Genomic DNA, 15312 nt, shown 5'->3' on the forward strand with positions numbered 1-15312 from the left:
CCCCCCCCCCCCCCCCCGCCCCCCGGGGCGCCCCCCCCCCCCCCACCACCACCCCCCCCCCCCCCCCCCCCCCCCCCCCACTTCCCCCCCCCCCCCCCCCCCCCCCCCCCCGCCGCCGATCGGCCGCCCCGAGCGTCCGACGGGCGGCGTCAGCGGATAGTCCGGATCCGGGTTCTTGCGCACCAGGTAGAATTCGATCTCAGGCGCCACCACCGGCTTCAGCCCGCGCTCGTCATAGGCGGCAAGCACCCGCTTCAGCACGTTGCGCGGCGTGAACTCCACAGATCGGCCGTCCTGGTGTACGAGGTCGCAGATCACCGCCGCCGTCGGGTCTTCTTCCCACGGCACGACGGTCAGCGTCGAAAGATCGGGAAGCAGCTTCAGGTCGCCGTCATCCTCGGGATAATGGAAGCCGTTGCCGTCCTCCGGATAGCCGCCCGAGATCGTCGTCATGAACACGGCCGACGGCAGCGCCAGCGAGGTGTTGGAGGTGAATTTCTTCGACGGCATCATCTTGCCGCGCGCGACGCCGGCCTGGTCCGGCGTGATGCATTCAATATCCTCGATGCCGCGCCATTCGAGCCAGGCGCTGGCCTCCTTCCAGTTCTTTACACCGCGTTCGTTTTTCAAGAAGGCAGGCGTGCGGGCGCGTCCCCCCCGGCTTGACGGACGGACTTCCTTTTTCTCAGGCGGCATCATTCACCAGATTGTGTTGCGGATTTCGGACTATAGCCGTGCGCCGCGGGGGAAGGGAAGGGGAGGCGGGACAAGCTGGCATCCCTCTTCAGGCTAGCGGCGCGCCGCAACAGCAGGTACACCGGCCGTCATGAAGAACGGTCCCAACTCTCATTTGACCACAATCGGATTCGATGCCGATGACACCCTGTGGCAGAACGAGCAGTTCTTCCGCATGACCGAGAAGCGCTTTGCCGCAATGCTGGCGGAGCACGGCGACCATGAGCATATCGCGGCAAGACTGCTCGAGGCGGAAAGGCGCAACCTCGCCCTTTACGGCTTCGGCATCAAGGGCTTCACCCTGTCGATGATCGAGACTGCGGTCGAGATCACCGGCGGTGAGGTGCCTGGTTCGATCATCGGCGAGATCCTGGCTGCCGGCCGCGAGATGCTCAACCACCCGATCGAGCCCCTGCCGCATGCGCGCGAGACGGTCGAGAAGCTGGCGGGCTCCTACCATCTGGTCCTGATCACCAAAGGCGACCTCTTCGATCAGGAGCGCAAGCTTGCGCAGTCGGGAATGGGTGATCTCTTCGACGCCGTCGAGATCGTCAGCGACAAGAGCGCCGCCACCTATGCCCGCATCTTCAGCCGCCATGGCCGTGGTCCGCAGAGCAGCATGATGGTTGGCAATTCCCTCAAGTCGGACGTGGTTCCCGCCATCGAGGCCGGCGGTTGGGGCATTCATGTGCCGCACGAACTGACCTGGGCGGTCGAACATGCCGAGGCGCCTGTCGAGGCTCCGCGTTTCCGCCAGATTGCCGATCTCGGCGAGTTGCCAAGTCTTGTCGAGGCTATCGCAAAGGCCGGTTGAACGCGCTACCTAGCCGCGCCCTGTCAGGCGATCGACCACCGGTTGCAGCCTCTCGGGCGTGATTGGCTTGGCTACCACCGCATCGACCAGGCTCGACAGGCCAAGGCTCTCAGGTGTGCCATTCCTGGTTGAGAGCAGGATAACCGCGGGCAGCGGCTTGCCGGAGACGCGCCGCAACGCGTCGATGGCCGACATCAGCCGGTCGCAATCCCTGTTGTCGGGGCCGCCGTCGAGGATGACCGCGCCGGGCAAATGTCCTGCCAGCGTCTTCTCGGCAGCCTCGGGCGGTTCCGAGATCGGCTTCAGTCCCGATTTCTCGACGATTTTCGACACCACGACCCGGTTGATTGACGATTTTCCGACGACGAGTACCTTGGAGAAGTCCGCCGCCATCGCGCCGGCGCGGGCTGCCGGTGTCAGGTGTCTTTTGGAATCGTTGCGATCGGCGGGGCACATCGGCGGGCGGGCACTCCGGTTCAATGCAGGGTTGAAACCTGATGCACAATTGGTTGAGATCATCGCCTGTGTCAAGCTGAAACGGCCGATGTCGAAAATATAGCAAGGAATTCTGGTATTCGCAGCAAGTGGTATATCTTGGCGGCGCAGGCAAGTTGAAAAAACGCAATAGTCTCCCGAACGTATAACGCGCGGGAGACATTCGCCGAGACTTGTTGACGTAACGTCAGGTATGACTCTGATGGGTGACGATCACGGGGATCAGCAGGTCACCCCAGTTGCCGTCGCCGCCATGGTGCCTGGCCGAGCGCACCAGCTCCACCGAGACGCCGGCCTCGACGGCCTTCATGACCGACTGGTTGAGCCTGTGCAGATCGTTGGCGAGCATGCGGATCGTCGCCTGCTGGTCGACGCTCATCGCGCTCGATTGCTCTTCCGCCCTTTCCTTGACGCGGCTTATCGATGCCATTGGTCTTCTCCTCGATGTAGATGCCCTGCGGGCGTTCCTCTGGTTGTCCGTTACTCGGCCGCCGGCCTGAACTGGGCGTGCTCGGTCGATTCATGCATGGCGGTGGTCGAAGACTGGCCGCCGGTGATCGCCATCGAGACGGCGTCAAAATAGCCGGTGCCGACCTCGCGCTGGTGCTTGGTCGCGGTGTAGCCGTTGGCTTCCGCCGCGAACTCGGCCTGCTGCAGTTCCGAATAGGCCGCCATCTGGCGGTCCTTGTAGCCGCGCGCCAACTCGAACATGCCGAAGTTCAGCTGGTGGAAGCCAGCCAGCGTGATGAACTGGAACTTGTAGCCCATCGCGCCAAGCTCCCTCTGGAACTTCGCGATGGTTGCGTCGTCGAGGTTCTTCTTCCAGTTGAACGACGGCGAGCAATTGTAGGCGAGCAGCTTGCCCGGATGATGCTTGTGCACGCCTTCCGCGAACTTCCTGGCCTGCGCCAAATCCGGCTTCGAGGTTTCGCACCAGATCAGGTCGGCGTGGGGCGCGTAGGCCACGGCGCGCGCGATGCAAGGCTCGATGCCGTTCCTCACATTGTAGAAGCCCTCGACGGTGCGGCCGGCGTCGTAGTCGACGAAAGGCCGGTCGCGCTCGTCGATATCCGAGGTCAAGAGCTTCGCCGCTTCCGCGTCCGTGCGTGCCACGACCAGTGTCGGCGTTCCCATCACGTCGGCCGCCAGGCGCGCCGCGTTTAGGTTGCGAATATGCGCCGCGGTCGGGATCAGCACCTTGCCGCCGAGATGGCCGCACTTCTTTTCCGACGCCAGCTGGTCCTCATAGTGGACGCCGGCGGCACCTGCCTCGATGAAGGCCTTCATGATCTCAAAGGCGTTGAGCGGGCCGCCGAAGCCGGCTTCGGCGTCGGCGACGATCGGAGCGAACCACGTCTCGACCGAAAGCCCGTTGCCTTCGGATGTCTCGATCTGGTCCGCGCGCTGCAGGGTGCGGTTGATGCGCTTGACGAGTTCCGGTGCCGCATTGGCCGGATAAAGCGACTGGTCCGGATACATGGCCGAAGCGGTGTTGGCGTCCGCGGCCACCTGCCAGCCCGAGAGATAGATCGCCTTCAGCCCGGCGCGAACCTGCTGCATGGCCTGGTTGCCGGACATCGCGCCCAGCGCATTGACGAAATCCTCCTCGTGGATCAGCCTCCACAGCCTGTTCGCGCCCATCTCGGCCAGTGTCTGGCGGATTTGCACGGAGCCGCGCAGCCGCTTCACATCCTCTGGCGAATAGGGGCGCTCGATGCCGTCGAAACGGCCTTCCTGTGCGGAGGGGACGAGGTTGTAAAAATCGGTCATTGGTCACTCCGGATCGTTTGAAAACTGCTTCAGCGCCGCATCGCAAAGGCATGTCCCGCGACGTCTGCGTGTGACATCGTTTACATTGCAGCGCGAAATACACCAGAGAAACCGGCATGCAGCGCCAAAAATAGAGGAAAAGCTGTGTTGCCATTGACAGGCAGGCTCTGTAAATTTGTCATGATTGTAAAATCTGCAAGGTGAACATCGGCTCCGACGCGCGTGTAAATTCTTGTCAAGAGTGGAAGGGATGGCCGACCAGAAGATCTTTGCCGGGCCGAGACTGCGCCGGCTGCGCAACGCTAGAGGGTTGACCCAGACGGCAATGGCCGAGGGACTGGGCATCTCGCCCTCCTACCTCAACCTCATCGAGCGCAACCAGCGGCCGCTTACGGTGCAGCTCATCCTCAAGCTGGCCTCCGTCTACAAGGTCGATCCGCATGAATTGCAGGGAGAGACAAAAGGCTCGATCGCGGCCTTGCGCGAAGCGTTCAGCGATCCTCTTCTTGCCGGCGAGCTGCCTGGCGATCAGGAGCTGATCGATCTCGCCGAAACGGCGCCCAATGCCTCGGCGGCGATGGTGAAGCTCTTTCGCGCCTATCGCGAGCAGGCAGAGCGTCTGTCCGACCTCAACGAGCTCCTGGCGAAGGAGGGTCGGGCGACCGCGCTGTCGGGCGCGCGCCTGCCCGCCGACGAAGTACACGAAGTGTTCGAGCGCCGGCCGAACCACTTTGCTGCGCTGGAGGAGGAGGCGGAGGCTTTCACATCGGTCCTCGAGCCCGGCGACGATCTGTTCGGCGCGCTCAAGGCCTGGTTGAGGCGCGAGCACGGCATCGTCGTCAAGGTGCTGCCGGTCGCCACCATGCCCAACTGGCGCCGCCGCTACGACCGCCATTCGCAGCGCCTGTTCCTGTCGGAGCGTCTGTCGCCCTTCGATCAGCTGCGTGAGGTCGCCATGGAGGCGAGCCTGATGCGCATGTCGGTGGCCGTCGCGGGCGAGATACAGGGGCTGAAGCTCGGCACCGACGAGGCGCGCCGGCTCGCCCGCTTCGAGCTCGGCCGCTATGCCGCGCATGCGTTGATGATGCCCTATCAGGCCTTTCACGCCGCCGCCGTTCGCGCGCGCTATGATGTCGATGTCTTGCGTTCCCGCTTCGGCGTCTCTTTCGAACAGGCGGCCAACCGTCTGACCATGCTGCAGCGACAGGGCGCGGCGGGCGTGCCGTTCTTCATGCTGGAAGTCGACAATGCCGGTAACCGCTTCCGCAAGGCCGGCAGCCGGGGCTATCCGCAAAGCCGCTTCGGCGGCGGCTGCCCCAAGCTTCCCATCCATGCGGCCTTCTCGCAGCCCGGCCAGGTCCTGGTCGAGGCGGTGGAGATGCCCGACGGCGCCGAGTTCCTGTGCATCGCCCGCACGTTGGAGGGCCCGCAAGGCGCCTTCTCCGAACGACCGCGCCGCACTGCGCTCCTGCTTGGCTGCGATATCGGCTTCCGCGAAGAGATCGTCTATGGTGCCGCGCTGCCGGCCGGAGCCACCGGCAAGCCCGGCCAGGGTTTCGCCACGCCGGTAGGTCCCGCCTGCCGGCTTTGCGAACGCGTCGGCTGCCTTGCCCGCGCCGAGCCACCGGTGACGCGCCCGCTCGGTCTCGACGAGATGGTGACGGGCCTCAGCGCCTTCGATTTCCAGGGATGACGGCGGCGGATGTGCCCCAAGCGTCGCCGGACGCTGGATCACGCCGGTTTCACGCCTTTGCGCTACGCGATTGAGACTCAGTTTCTTGTCGTCCTTGGTGCATCGTGTCGAACCCAACTCGCTGACAGCCATCTGCCATGACCGATACCGCCTCGCCGCCCTTGCCTGCCGTCTCGCCGCGCGAGGAGCGGATCGGAATGCTGCTGGTCTTCCTTTCGGCGCTGATGTGGAGTTTCGGCGGCACCATCGCCCGCTTCATCCATGTCGACGACAGCTGGACCGTCGTGTTCTGGCGTTCTGCCTGGGCCGTGGCCTTCCTCGTCGCCTTCATGGTCTGGCGCGACGGCTGGCGGGGCACGTTGAGGCTGTTCCGCGATATGGGCATGCCTGGTCTCGGCGTGGCCTTCTGCTTTGCCACGGCCTCGACCAGCTTTATCGTCGCGCTCGCCTATACGACGGTTGCAAACATCCTCCTGATGCAAGCCGGGGTGCCACTTTTGGCTGCCTTGCTTGCCTGGCTTTTGTTTCGCGAGCGCGTGAGCCAGGCCACCTGGATTGCCATCGCCGCGGTCATCGCCGGCGTCGCCATCATGGTCTCTGAATCCCTGGGCGGCGCCGTCTCGCCGATCGGCGACGGCCTGGCGCTGCTGATCGCGGTGATGTTTTCGTTCGCGACCGTGATCACCCGGCGCTTCTCCCATGTGCGCATGGTGCCGGCCACCTGTCTCGGTGCGCTGCTTGCCGGTATCTTTGCCGCCGCCCGGGCCACGGAATTTGCGGTGTCCGCGCGCGACATGGGTTTTCTCTTCGCCTTTGGCGTCATCAACCTTGGCGTTGGCCTCGCCTTCTTCGCCATGGGCGCGCGGCTGGTGCCGGCGGCGATCGCGGCGCTGCTCGGCACCTTCGAGCCGATCCTCGGGCCGATCTGGGTCTGGCTCGTCCATTCCGAGGTGCCATCGGTGCGCACCATCATCGGCGGCGCCGTCGTGGTCACGGCGCTGCTCGTCCATATCGGCCTGGAGTTCAAACGCCAGGCGCGGCCCGCGCGTCCCGGCATCACCGGTCTGCCGTCACCCAATTGACGTTAGTGCATGTCGCCCAAACGTGCGCAGCGGTTTTGGGAGAACGACATGCATCAAAACAAAGACCTAAAGCCGTCGCCTGAATCCCTCTCAGCGCGGCGCGCTTTAGGCAGCCTTCCCCATTGACAACCCCGCTGCCGGCCGGGCAGGCTGCGATCACGGCAACAACAAGACAGGCGTATCTTGCCAAGTGTCTCTGCCGGCCTGACTAAGGCCGGATCACATCGTCGTATCTCTGCCCACGCCACGGCGAACGCCGCTGACGCTGCCCGGACACCTTACAAGGGCAGGCTGCCGGAGGTCTTTGACTACCGACCGGCGGTCCGGCGCAGCGCCGACGGGTCGCGCTTGTTGCCCCCCGGAACGCTCAATAATCTGAAACCAACGCCGCCCCGCGCTCCTATCGCGACGGGCCGGCAAGGGAACACTCACCAAAGGAGAACATCATGATCCGTAAAGCTCTATGGCTTTCGGCGACATCGGTATTTCTGACGCTTTTCACAGCAGGCGGCCACGCCGAAGACCGCGTCGTCAACGTCTACAACTGGTCGGACTATATCGATAGCTCGATCATCGACGACTTCACCAAGAAGACCGGCATCAAGGTCGTCTACGACACCTTCGATTCCAACGAGATCCTGGAGACGAAGCTGCTGGCCGGCGGCAGCGGCTATGACGTCGTCGTGCCGAGCGCCAATTTCCTTGCGCGCCAGATCCAGGCGGGCGTGTTCCAGAAGCTCGACAAGTCGAAGCTGCCGAACATCTCGAACATGTGGGACGTCATCTCCGAACGCACCGGCAAATACGATCCGGGCAACGAATATTCGGTCAACTACATGTGGGGCACGGTCGGCCTCGGCTATAACGTCAAGAAGGTGACGGCCGCGCTCGGCACCGACAAGATCGACAGCTGGGATGTTTTCTTCAATCCGGACAAGCTGGCCAAGCTGAAGGATTGCGGCGTCTATGTGCTGGATTCTCCCGCCGACATCATTCCGGCGGCGCTGAAATATCTTGGCCTCGATCCCAACAGCACCTCGCCGGATGATATTGCCAAGGCTGAGGAAGCGTTGCTCAAGGTCCGCCCCTACATCCGCAAGTTTCATTCGTCCGAATACATCAACGCCTTGGCCAATGGCGATATCTGCCTGGCGATCGGCTGGTCGGGCGACGTCTTCCAGGCGCGCAACCGCGCCCAGGAAGCCAAGCAGGGCGTCGAGATCGGCTATTCGGTACCGAAGGAAGGCGCGCAGATGTGGTTCGACCAGATGGCGATCCCCGCGGACGCGCCGCATGTCGCCGAAGCGCTCGAGTTCATCAACTACATGATGACTCCCGAAGTCATCGCCAAGTCGTCGAACTACGTGCTCTACGCCAACGGCAACAAGGCTTCGCAGCAGTTCATCGACAAGGCGATCCTGGAAGATACTTCGGTCTATCCAGATGCCGAGACAATCAAGAAGCTCTATACCGTTAAGCCATATGATCCAAAGACACAGCGCGTCATCACGCGCACCTGGACCAAGATCGTCACCGGTCAGTAAGCATTGCGACACGACCCCGGCAGCCAACTGCCGGGGTCACTTTCTTTTGGGGAATCAAAAAAGTAACGGAGGGGGGATCATGAAATCGCTTGGCAGCATCCGCAGGGATTTCGCGCCATGGAACGACCCGAACGCCAAGCCATATATCCAGTTCGACAAGGTCACCAAGAAGTTCGGTGACTTCACCGCCGTCAACAATCTGTCGCTGACCATCTTCGAGCGTGAATTCTTCGCTCTGCTCGGCGCTTCCGGCTGCGGCAAGTCGACCCTGCTCAGGATGCTCGCCGGCTTCGAGGAACCGACGGCGGGCCGCATCCTGCTTGACGGGCAGGATCTGCGCGGCATCCCCCCCTACAAGCGCCCGGTCAACATGATGTTCCAGTCCTACGCGCTGTTCCCGCATATGACGGTGGAGAAGAATATCGCCTTCGGCCTCAAGCAGGAAGGCATGCCGGGACCCGATATCGAAAAGCGCGTCGCCGAGATGCTGAAGCTGGTCAAGCTCGAGCAGTTCGCCAAGCGCAAGCCGCATCAGCTCTCGGGCGGTCAGCGCCAGCGCGTTGCGCTTGCGCGCTCGGTCGCCAAGCGGCCCAAGGTCCTGCTGCTCGACGAACCGCTCGGCGCGCTCGACAAGAAGCTCCGCGAGGAAACGCAGTTCGAGCTGATGGACCTGCAGCAGGAGCTCGGCCTCACCTTCGTCGTCGTCACACATGACCAGGAAGAAGCCATGACCATGGCCGACCGCATCGCCATCATGGACAAGGGCGAAGTCATGCAGGTCGCGACGCCCGCCGAGATCTACGAGGCGCCGACCTCGCGTTTCGTGGCGCATTTCGTCGGCAACGTGAACATGTTCGAGGGCAAGGTTGCCGAGCACACGGCAGATGCGACGCGTATCACCGGCACGACCGGCGCCCAGATCGTCGTCGACAATGGCGGCAAGGCCGCTGCCGGCTCCGACATCGTCTTCGCGATCCGGCCGGAAAAGATCAAGGTCTCCTCGAAAAAGCCCGCTAATGCCGTCAATGCGCTGGAAGGCGAGGTCTATGACGTCGCCTATCTCGGCGACATGACCGTCTATCACATCAAGCTCGATGACGGGCAGATCGTGCGGGCGAGCGCGCTGAACGCCTCGCGTGTGACCGAGGATCCGCTCACCTGGAACGACCGCGCCTGGGTCTCCTTTCGGCCCGATGCCGGCGTCGTGTTGACCAGGTAGGAGGCTGAGATGACCGATATCGCAGCGACTGCCGCCCCATTGACGGAAACCACAACACTGCCGGCGAGGCTGGCGAAGGGCTTCGTCAGCCGCCTCGTCATCATCATTCCCTATCTCTGGCTGCTGTTCTTCTTCCTCATTCCCTTCATCATCGTCTTCAAGATCTCGCTGTCGCAGACGGCGATCTCGATGCCACCCTATACGCCGGTGCTCGACTTCAGCGACGGCATCTCGGGATTCTTCGCCGGCTTCCGCGAGCTCAACTTCGACAACTACACCTGGCTCACCCAGGATGCGCTCTATTTCAACGCCTACGTGACGAGCCTGATCATCGCGGCGATATCGACGATACTTACCCTGATCGTCGGGTATCCGATCGCCTACGGCATGGCGCGGGCGCCGGCGACGATCCGTCCGACCTTGCTGATGCTGGTGATCCTGCCCTTCTGGACCTCCTTCCTGATCCGCGTCTATGCCTGGATCGGCATCCTCAAGCCCGAAGGGTTGCTCAATCAGTTGCTGATGTCGCTGCACATCATCAGCCAGCCGCTGGTGATCTTGAACACTTACACGGCGATCTTCATCGGCATCGTCTATTCCTACCTGCCGTTCATGGTGCTGCCGCTCTATTCGTCGCTTGAGAAGATGGATTATTCGCTGGTCGAGGCCGCGGAGGATCTCGGCTGCCCGCCGATCGGCGCCTTCTGGAAGATCACCTTCCCGCTGTCGCTGCCCGGTGTCGTCGCCGGCTGCCTGCTGGTGTTCATCCCGGCCGTCGGCGAGTTCGTCATCCCTGACCTTCTCGGCGGCTCGCAGACGCTGATGATCGGCAAGACGCTCTGGAACGAATTCTTCTCCAACCGCGATTGGCCGGTCTCCTCGGCGGTGGCCGTCATCCTGCTTCTGGTGCTGACCATCCCGATCATGTTCTTTCAGCAGGCGCAGGCAAAGGCACAGGAGCAGGGCAGATGAACTCGACCTGGAGCCGCTTCAACATCACTTCGATCGTGCTGGGCTTTGCCTTCCTCTATCTGCCGATCGTGCTTCTGATCGTCTTTTCCTTCAACGAATCGAAGCTCGTCACCGTCTGGGGCGGCTTCTCGACCAAATGGTACGTGTCGCTGTTCCACAATCAGGGCCTGATGGACGCCACCTGGGTGACGGCGCGCGTCGGCGTCATCTCGGCGACGGTGGCGACTGTGCTCGGCACGCTCGCCGCCATCACGCTGACACGTTACACGCGCTTCAGGGGGAGAGTGCTGTTCTCGGGCATGGTTTTCGCGCCGCTGGTCATGCCGGAGGTCATCACGGGCCTCTCGCTGCTCTTGCTCTTCGTCGCCGTCGGGCTCGACCGCGGCTTCTTCACGGTCACGCTCGCGCACATCACCTTCACCATGTGCTTCGTCGCCGTCGTCGTGCAGTCGCGGCTGGTCTCGTTCGATCGCTCGCTCGAGGAGGCGGCGATGGATCTCGGCGCGCCGCCGGTGAAGACCTTCTTCCAGATCACCTTGCCGGTCATCCTGCCGGCGATCATCTCCGGCTGGATGCTGGCTTTCACGCTCTCGCTCGACGACCTGGTCATCGCGAGCTTCACCTCGGGTCCCGGCGCGACGACGCTGCCCATGAAGATCTACAGCCAGGTGCGCCTCGGCGTGACGCCGGAAATCAACGCCGCCTGCACCATCCTGATCGCGGTCGTGGCGATCGGCGTCATCATCGCCTCGATCGCCAACAAGCGTCGCGAGATCCAGCGCCAACTCGACGAGCAGGCCGCGCAGCGCGGTTGAATCAAGAAGCGGGGGCCTTTGCGCCCCCAAATCTACTGGCCCGAGATGCCGGGAGCGATCGGCGAAATGAACGGCGCGCTCCAGTTGCCGCCGACGAAGAACAGCGACTGGTTCGGCGGGGCGGGAGGCGGACTGGCCGCCTGGCCGTTGGCCTGCTGGGGCTGCTGCGCCGGCTGTCCGTTCGGCACAACGCCCCCCGAGAGCGCCAGCCCGCGCCCGGCATAGGAGGCGATGCCCGACAGCCAGATCTTGTATTTCTGCGCATTGATCTCGGCCTTGTCGAGGCGCGCCACGCCCTTCGAGATGCTTGCCTTGATCTCGGCGCCGTCGATAGGCAGCGAACCATTGGCGACGTCGTCGAGCGCGAAGAAGCCGCCTTGCTGGTTGCGCTTGAGGAAGGCCGGCAGGTCGAGCCCGTTGAGCGTGCCGGGCCCAAAAGTCGCCGAGAACGATCCGTCGGCATTCTCGAAGATGGAGTTCCAGGCCTTGCCCGGTCCCTTGAGGATGACCGACACCGTGCCGGTGCCGGCGGGCGTGAGGCGTGTCATTCCCGCCGCCTTGGCAAAGGCTCCCGTATCCACATCCGACGCCAGCAGTCGCAGCTCCACCTGCGTGCCCTCCGGCTTGCGGTCGAAGCGCAGGCTGCTCTGGATATTGCCGTTGAAGGCTGACGCGTCGGAGATGTCGAAGACAGCAAGGCCGTTCTTGACTTGCGCGGTCGCCGCGACATCGGCGAGCTGCACCGGTCCCGCCATGGCATGCGCCGCCGACAGCCTGAGGTCGAGATTGATGCGGTCGGCGAAGCTGGTGTCGATGTCGCCGGGGCCGGCCTCGCCGGTGGGCGCGACGGGCGTGAAGGCCGACAGGAAAGATCTCAGATCCAACGTGTCGAAGGCGAGCGTGCCGGCAATCACCGGGCGCCCTTCGGCGAAGGAGAAATCCAGCGCCCCCATGCCCGGATTGTTGTTCAGCGTGACGGTCGTGTTCTCGAATTTCGCGCGGCCCGCCGAGGCGTTCACCTTGCTGGTGACCGAGACCGCACCGATCGCGGCGCCCGGCGCGAGGCCGGCCTGGGACCACTCCAGAACGCGCCGCAGCGACGGCGCGGCGAACTTGGCTTGGCCATCCAGATAGGCATTGTCCGACATTGAGGCTGTTCCGTCGAAGGAGAAGGTCGCTGGCGCGGCCTTGAAGGAGAGGGTGACCGGGGCGGCGCCCCCGGCAAACAGCACCAGCGGTTTCGCCGAGGAGAAATCGAGCTGCACGGGTTCGCCGCGCCAGATCCCGGCTGCGGTCACCGATGCATCGCTGTTCATCGCTTCCCAATTCACCTGGCCGCTCAGGCTGCTGAGGATCTCGGTGTCCTTGCCGTCGGTCGTGGTCACGACACGGCCATCGCGGAACTCGACGGTGCCGAACGGATCGGACGGCAATCTGCCTAGGTCGGGCTTCTGCGGGTTGGCGGTGACCACACCGCGCGCGGTATCGATCGAGCGCGTGATGCGCCCCCCGCTCGGAAGCGGTGGCAGATAGAAGCCGCTCGCCATGCGCTGCACCCTGATCGTCGGGCGCACCAGCCTTGCGGTAGAGAAGGCGACGTCGCCCTGCAAGGCTGCCATGGCCGAGAGATTGACTTCCACGCGATCGGCCTCGACCACCGGTGGCGCGTCGGTCTCAGTCCATTGCGACAGGGTCACGTCGCTGAGGATGGCCCGGAATTTCGGCCAAACCTCGATGCGCGGCGAGCCGTCGATCGTGACCCTGAAGCCGCTCCATGCGCTCAATTCCCAAGCGATGCGGTCGCGCACGATGCGGGTCGAGGCAATCAGCGGCAGTGCCGCGACCGCGAGCGCGATGACGAGCACGGCAACGCCGATCGCCCACACCCCGCGCCGGATCAGAGATGATGGCATTTCGCCCCGTATGCTTCGTTGCCGACAAATCGCCCGACGGGTGTAACCGAGCGCCGACGCTTTTCAAGTCTTTATGGCCATGCGATGGCATTTGCCTGGCGCCGGTCCTGCACCAGCCGAACAAAATCTTGCTCTGCTGCGCTGCAGTATGCATAAGCGAACCACACGACCCTGGTCCACGGTTGCGCGCCGTTTTTGGGACGATGGCATAGGCGATGTTGAGCTTAACTGGCTCGAACGCGACGCACTTTGGGAGGAGCGATCATGGCCGCCGACACACCTTTGTGGACCCCGACGCAGGAGCGGATCGATGCGGTGCCGTTAACCGCGTTCATGAAAGCCGCGGCAGCAAAAGCCGGGGAGGCTTTCTCAAGCTACGCGGAACTTCACCGCTGGTCGGTCGAGGATCGAGGCGCCTTCTGGAGCCTGGTCTGGGATTTCTGCAATCTTGTCGGCGAAAAGGGTGAGCGGAACCTTGTCGACGGCGAGCGCATGCCCGGCGCCAGCTTCTTCCCCGACGCCAGGCTCAACTTCGCCGAGAACCTTTTGCAGAAAACCGGCAACGGTCCGGCCATCGTCTTTCGCGGCGAGGACAAGGTCGAGCGCAGGCTCTCCTGGAACGAGCTCCATGCGCTGACCTCGCGGCTGCAGCAGCTTTTCCTATCGCTTGGTGTCAAGGCCGGCGACCGCATCGCCGCCATGATGCCGAATATGCCCGAAACGATCGCGGCGATGCTGGCGGCAAGCTCTATCGGCGCGGTCTGGTCGTCATGCTCTCCCGATTTCGGCGAGCAGGGCGTGCTCGACCGCTTCGGCCAGATCGAACCGGTCGTCTTCATCGCGCCGGACGGCTATTGGTACAACGGCAAGGCGATCGAGGTGGCCGACAAGGTCCGCGCCGTGGCCGAGAAACTCGCGAGCGTCCGTAAGGTGCTGATCGTCGATTATCTCGGCACCTCTCAGGACGTCGCCGCCACAATCGACAAGGCGGCCGCGCTCGAAGAGGCGCTCTCGCCCTTTGCTGCCAGGAAGGTCAGCTTCGAGCGGCTACCCTTCGCGCATCCGCTCTACATCCTGTTCTCCTCGGGCACGACCGGCATCCCGAAATGCATCGTGCACTCGGCCGGCGGCACGCTGGTCCAGCACGTGAAGGAGCATCGCCTGCATGCCGGCCTGCTCGACGGCGATCGCCTGTTCTATTTCACCACCTGCGGCTGGATGATGTGGAATTGGCTGGTCTCGGGCCTCGCCTCGGGCGCTACGCTTTTGCTTTATGACGGTTCGCCTTTCTACCCTGACGGCAATGTGCTGTTCGATTTCGCCGATGCCGAGCAGATGACCTACTTCGGCACCTCGGCCAAGTTCATCGATTCCGTTCGCAAGGCCGGTCTGAAGCCGATCGCGAGCCACGATCTGTCGAGCGTGCGCACTATCTCCTCCACAGGCTCGCCGCTGTCGCCAGAGGATTTCCGCTTCGTCTATGACAGCATCAAGAAGGACGTGCATCTGGCCTCGATCTCGGGCGGCACCGACATCGTGTCCTGCTTCGTGCTCGGCGTGCCGACCGAGCCGGTCTGGACCGGGGAAATCCAGGGACCTGGTCTCGGCCTGGCGGTCGACGTGTGGGATGATGACGGCAAGCCGATCCGGCAGGAGAAGGGCGAGCTTGTCTGCGCCAAGGCCTTCCCGTCGATGCCGATCGGCTTCTGGAACGACCCGGAGGGGAAGAAGTATCACGCGGCCTATTTCGAGCGTTTCGACAATGTCTGGTGCCATGGCGACTTCGCCGAATGGACGTCCCATGGCGGCATGATTATCCACGGCCGCTCGGACGCAACGCTCAATCCGGGCGGCGTCAGGATCGGCACGGCCGAGATCTATAACCAGGTCGAGCAGATGCCGGAGATCCTTGAGGCGCTCTGCATCGGCCAGGACTTCGACAATGACGTGCGCGTCGTGCTGTTCGTGCGGCTGGCAGCCGACGTGAGCCTCAGCGAGGATTTGGAAAAGCGCATCCGCGCCAGGATCCGCTCCGGCGCCAGCCCGCGTCACGTGCCGGCCAGGATCGTCGCCGTCACCGACATCCCGCGCACGAAATCCGGCAAGATCACCGAACTTGCGGTGCGCGACGTGGTTCACGGCCGGGCCGTGAAGAACAAGGAAGCGCTTGCAAACCCGGAAGCGCTGGAACTGTTCCGCGACCTGCCGCAGCTAGCGGGCTGACGGATGGGATGGTTAACGAAATCGGTACAGCGAATTT

At 63.5% G+C, this 15312-nt stretch carries 12 protein-coding genes and 1 pseudogene; 8 read left to right on the plus strand and 5 right to left on the minus strand.

Translation table 11 applies throughout. The features are described from left to right. Window positions 1-696 (minus strand): annotated as a pseudogene (locus P9272_RS17340) (hypothetical protein); the annotation flags it as partial. A 130-nt stretch (window positions 697-826) separates the two neighbouring features. On the opposite strand from P9272_RS17340, the gene P9272_RS17345 reads away from it, so the two are divergent. Further along, window positions 827-1549, plus strand: a complete 723-nt coding sequence (locus tag P9272_RS17345) for an HAD family hydrolase (protein ID WP_278161455.1) — start codon at window positions 827-829, stop codon at window positions 1547-1549. 9 nt (window positions 1550-1558) lie between these two features. On the opposite strand, the gene P9272_RS17350 is transcribed toward P9272_RS17345, so the two are convergent. From P9272_RS17350 to aceA, 3 genes are all read right to left on the minus strand, one after another. Continuing rightward, window positions 1559-2005, minus strand: a complete 447-nt coding sequence (locus P9272_RS17350; RefSeq protein ID WP_128256775.1) for a response regulator — start codon at window positions 2003-2005, stop codon at window positions 1559-1561. A gap of 226 nt (window positions 2006-2231) precedes the next feature. Then, on the minus strand, window positions 2232-2474 hold the full coding sequence (locus tag P9272_RS17355) for a hypothetical protein (RefSeq protein ID WP_042640947.1): 243 nt from the start codon (window positions 2472-2474) through the stop codon (window positions 2232-2234). 50 nt (window positions 2475-2524) lie between these two features. Further along, window positions 2525-3814 carry an isocitrate lyase gene (gene aceA, locus P9272_RS17360; RefSeq protein ID WP_128256774.1) on the minus strand — a complete coding sequence of 430 codons (1290 nt, stop codon included), beginning with the start codon at window positions 3812-3814 and terminating at the stop codon, window positions 2525-2527. A gap of 250 nt (window positions 3815-4064) precedes the next feature. On the opposite strand from aceA, the gene P9272_RS17365 reads away from it, so the two are divergent. The 6 genes from P9272_RS17365 to P9272_RS17390 all read left to right on the plus strand — a co-directional run bounded on the left by P9272_RS17365 (window position 4065) and on the right by P9272_RS17390 (window position 11139). Continuing rightward, window positions 4065-5507, plus strand: a complete 1443-nt coding sequence (locus tag P9272_RS17365; protein ID WP_278161457.1) for a short-chain fatty acyl-CoA regulator family protein — start codon at window positions 4065-4067, stop codon at window positions 5505-5507. Between the two features lie 137 nt (window positions 5508-5644). Beyond that, window positions 5645-6589: a DMT family transporter gene (locus P9272_RS17370; protein ID WP_278161458.1), complete on the plus strand. Its 945-nt coding sequence runs from the start codon at window positions 5645-5647 to the stop codon at window positions 6587-6589. Window positions 6590-7035: 446 nt separating this feature from the next. After that, window positions 7036-8133, plus strand: coding sequence for a polyamine ABC transporter substrate-binding protein (locus P9272_RS17375; protein WP_128256771.1), 1098 nt, complete (start codon window positions 7036-7038; stop codon window positions 8131-8133). A gap of 79 nt (window positions 8134-8212) precedes the next feature. Continuing rightward, window positions 8213-9352, plus strand: a complete 1140-nt coding sequence (locus tag P9272_RS17380; protein ID WP_278161459.1) for an ABC transporter ATP-binding protein — start codon at window positions 8213-8215, stop codon at window positions 9350-9352. 9 nt (window positions 9353-9361) lie between these two features. After that, entirely contained in the window at window positions 9362-10324 is a 963-nt protein-coding gene (locus P9272_RS17385; RefSeq protein ID WP_128256769.1) for an ABC transporter permease subunit, read from the plus strand. Beyond that, on the plus strand, window positions 10321-11139 hold the full coding sequence (locus P9272_RS17390; protein WP_041008830.1) for an ABC transporter permease subunit: 819 nt from the start codon (window positions 10321-10323) through the stop codon (window positions 11137-11139). The genes P9272_RS17385 and P9272_RS17390 overlap by 4 nt, the downstream gene beginning before the upstream one ends. A gap of 32 nt (window positions 11140-11171) precedes the next feature. Here the strand turns inward: P9272_RS17390 and P9272_RS17395 are convergent, their stop codons facing one another. Continuing rightward, the gene (locus P9272_RS17395) at window positions 11172-13052 is read right to left on the minus strand and encodes an AsmA family protein (protein ID WP_278161460.1); all 1881 of its coding nucleotides are present in this window, start codon (window positions 13050-13052) and stop codon (window positions 11172-11174) included. A gap of 264 nt (window positions 13053-13316) precedes the next feature. On the opposite strand from P9272_RS17395, the gene P9272_RS17400 reads away from it, so the two are divergent. Further along, window positions 13317-15275, plus strand: a complete 1959-nt coding sequence (locus P9272_RS17400) for an acetoacetate--CoA ligase (protein WP_278161461.1) — start codon at window positions 13317-13319, stop codon at window positions 15273-15275. Window positions 15276-15312: the final 37 nt, after the last annotated feature.

Source organism: Mesorhizobium sp. WSM4976, assembly GCF_029625685.1.
Lineage (GTDB): Bacteria > Pseudomonadota > Alphaproteobacteria > Rhizobiales > Rhizobiaceae > Mesorhizobium.

What these genes read in the sequence shown, in the direction of transcription:
- P9272_RS17345 (WP_278161455.1), top strand. Translation starts at nt 827, where the DNA reads ATGAAGAACGGTCCCAACTCTCATTTGACCACAATCGGATTCGATGCC.
- P9272_RS17350 (WP_128256775.1), bottom strand. Translation starts at nt 2,005, where the DNA reads ATGTGCCCCGCCGATCGCAACGATTCCAAAAGACACCTGACACCGGCA.
- P9272_RS17355 (WP_042640947.1), bottom strand. Translation starts at nt 2,474, where the DNA reads ATGGCATCGATAAGCCGCGTCAAGGAAAGGGCGGAAGAGCAATCGAGC.
- aceA (WP_128256774.1), bottom strand. Translation starts at nt 3,814, where the DNA reads ATGACCGATTTTTACAACCTCGTCCCCTCCGCACAGGAAGGCCGTTTC.
- P9272_RS17365 (WP_278161457.1), top strand. Translation starts at nt 4,065, where the DNA reads ATGGCCGACCAGAAGATCTTTGCCGGGCCGAGACTGCGCCGGCTGCGC.
- P9272_RS17370 (WP_278161458.1), top strand. Translation starts at nt 5,645, where the DNA reads ATGACCGATACCGCCTCGCCGCCCTTGCCTGCCGTCTCGCCGCGCGAG.
- P9272_RS17375 (WP_128256771.1), top strand. Translation starts at nt 7,036, where the DNA reads ATGATCCGTAAAGCTCTATGGCTTTCGGCGACATCGGTATTTCTGACG.
- P9272_RS17380 (WP_278161459.1), top strand. Translation starts at nt 8,213, where the DNA reads ATGAAATCGCTTGGCAGCATCCGCAGGGATTTCGCGCCATGGAACGAC.
- P9272_RS17385 (WP_128256769.1), top strand. Translation starts at nt 9,362, where the DNA reads ATGACCGATATCGCAGCGACTGCCGCCCCATTGACGGAAACCACAACA.
- P9272_RS17390 (WP_041008830.1), top strand. Translation starts at nt 10,321, where the DNA reads ATGAACTCGACCTGGAGCCGCTTCAACATCACTTCGATCGTGCTGGGC.
- P9272_RS17395 (WP_278161460.1), bottom strand. Translation starts at nt 13,052, where the DNA reads ATGCCATCATCTCTGATCCGGCGCGGGGTGTGGGCGATCGGCGTTGCC.
- P9272_RS17400 (WP_278161461.1), top strand. Translation starts at nt 13,317, where the DNA reads ATGGCCGCCGACACACCTTTGTGGACCCCGACGCAGGAGCGGATCGAT.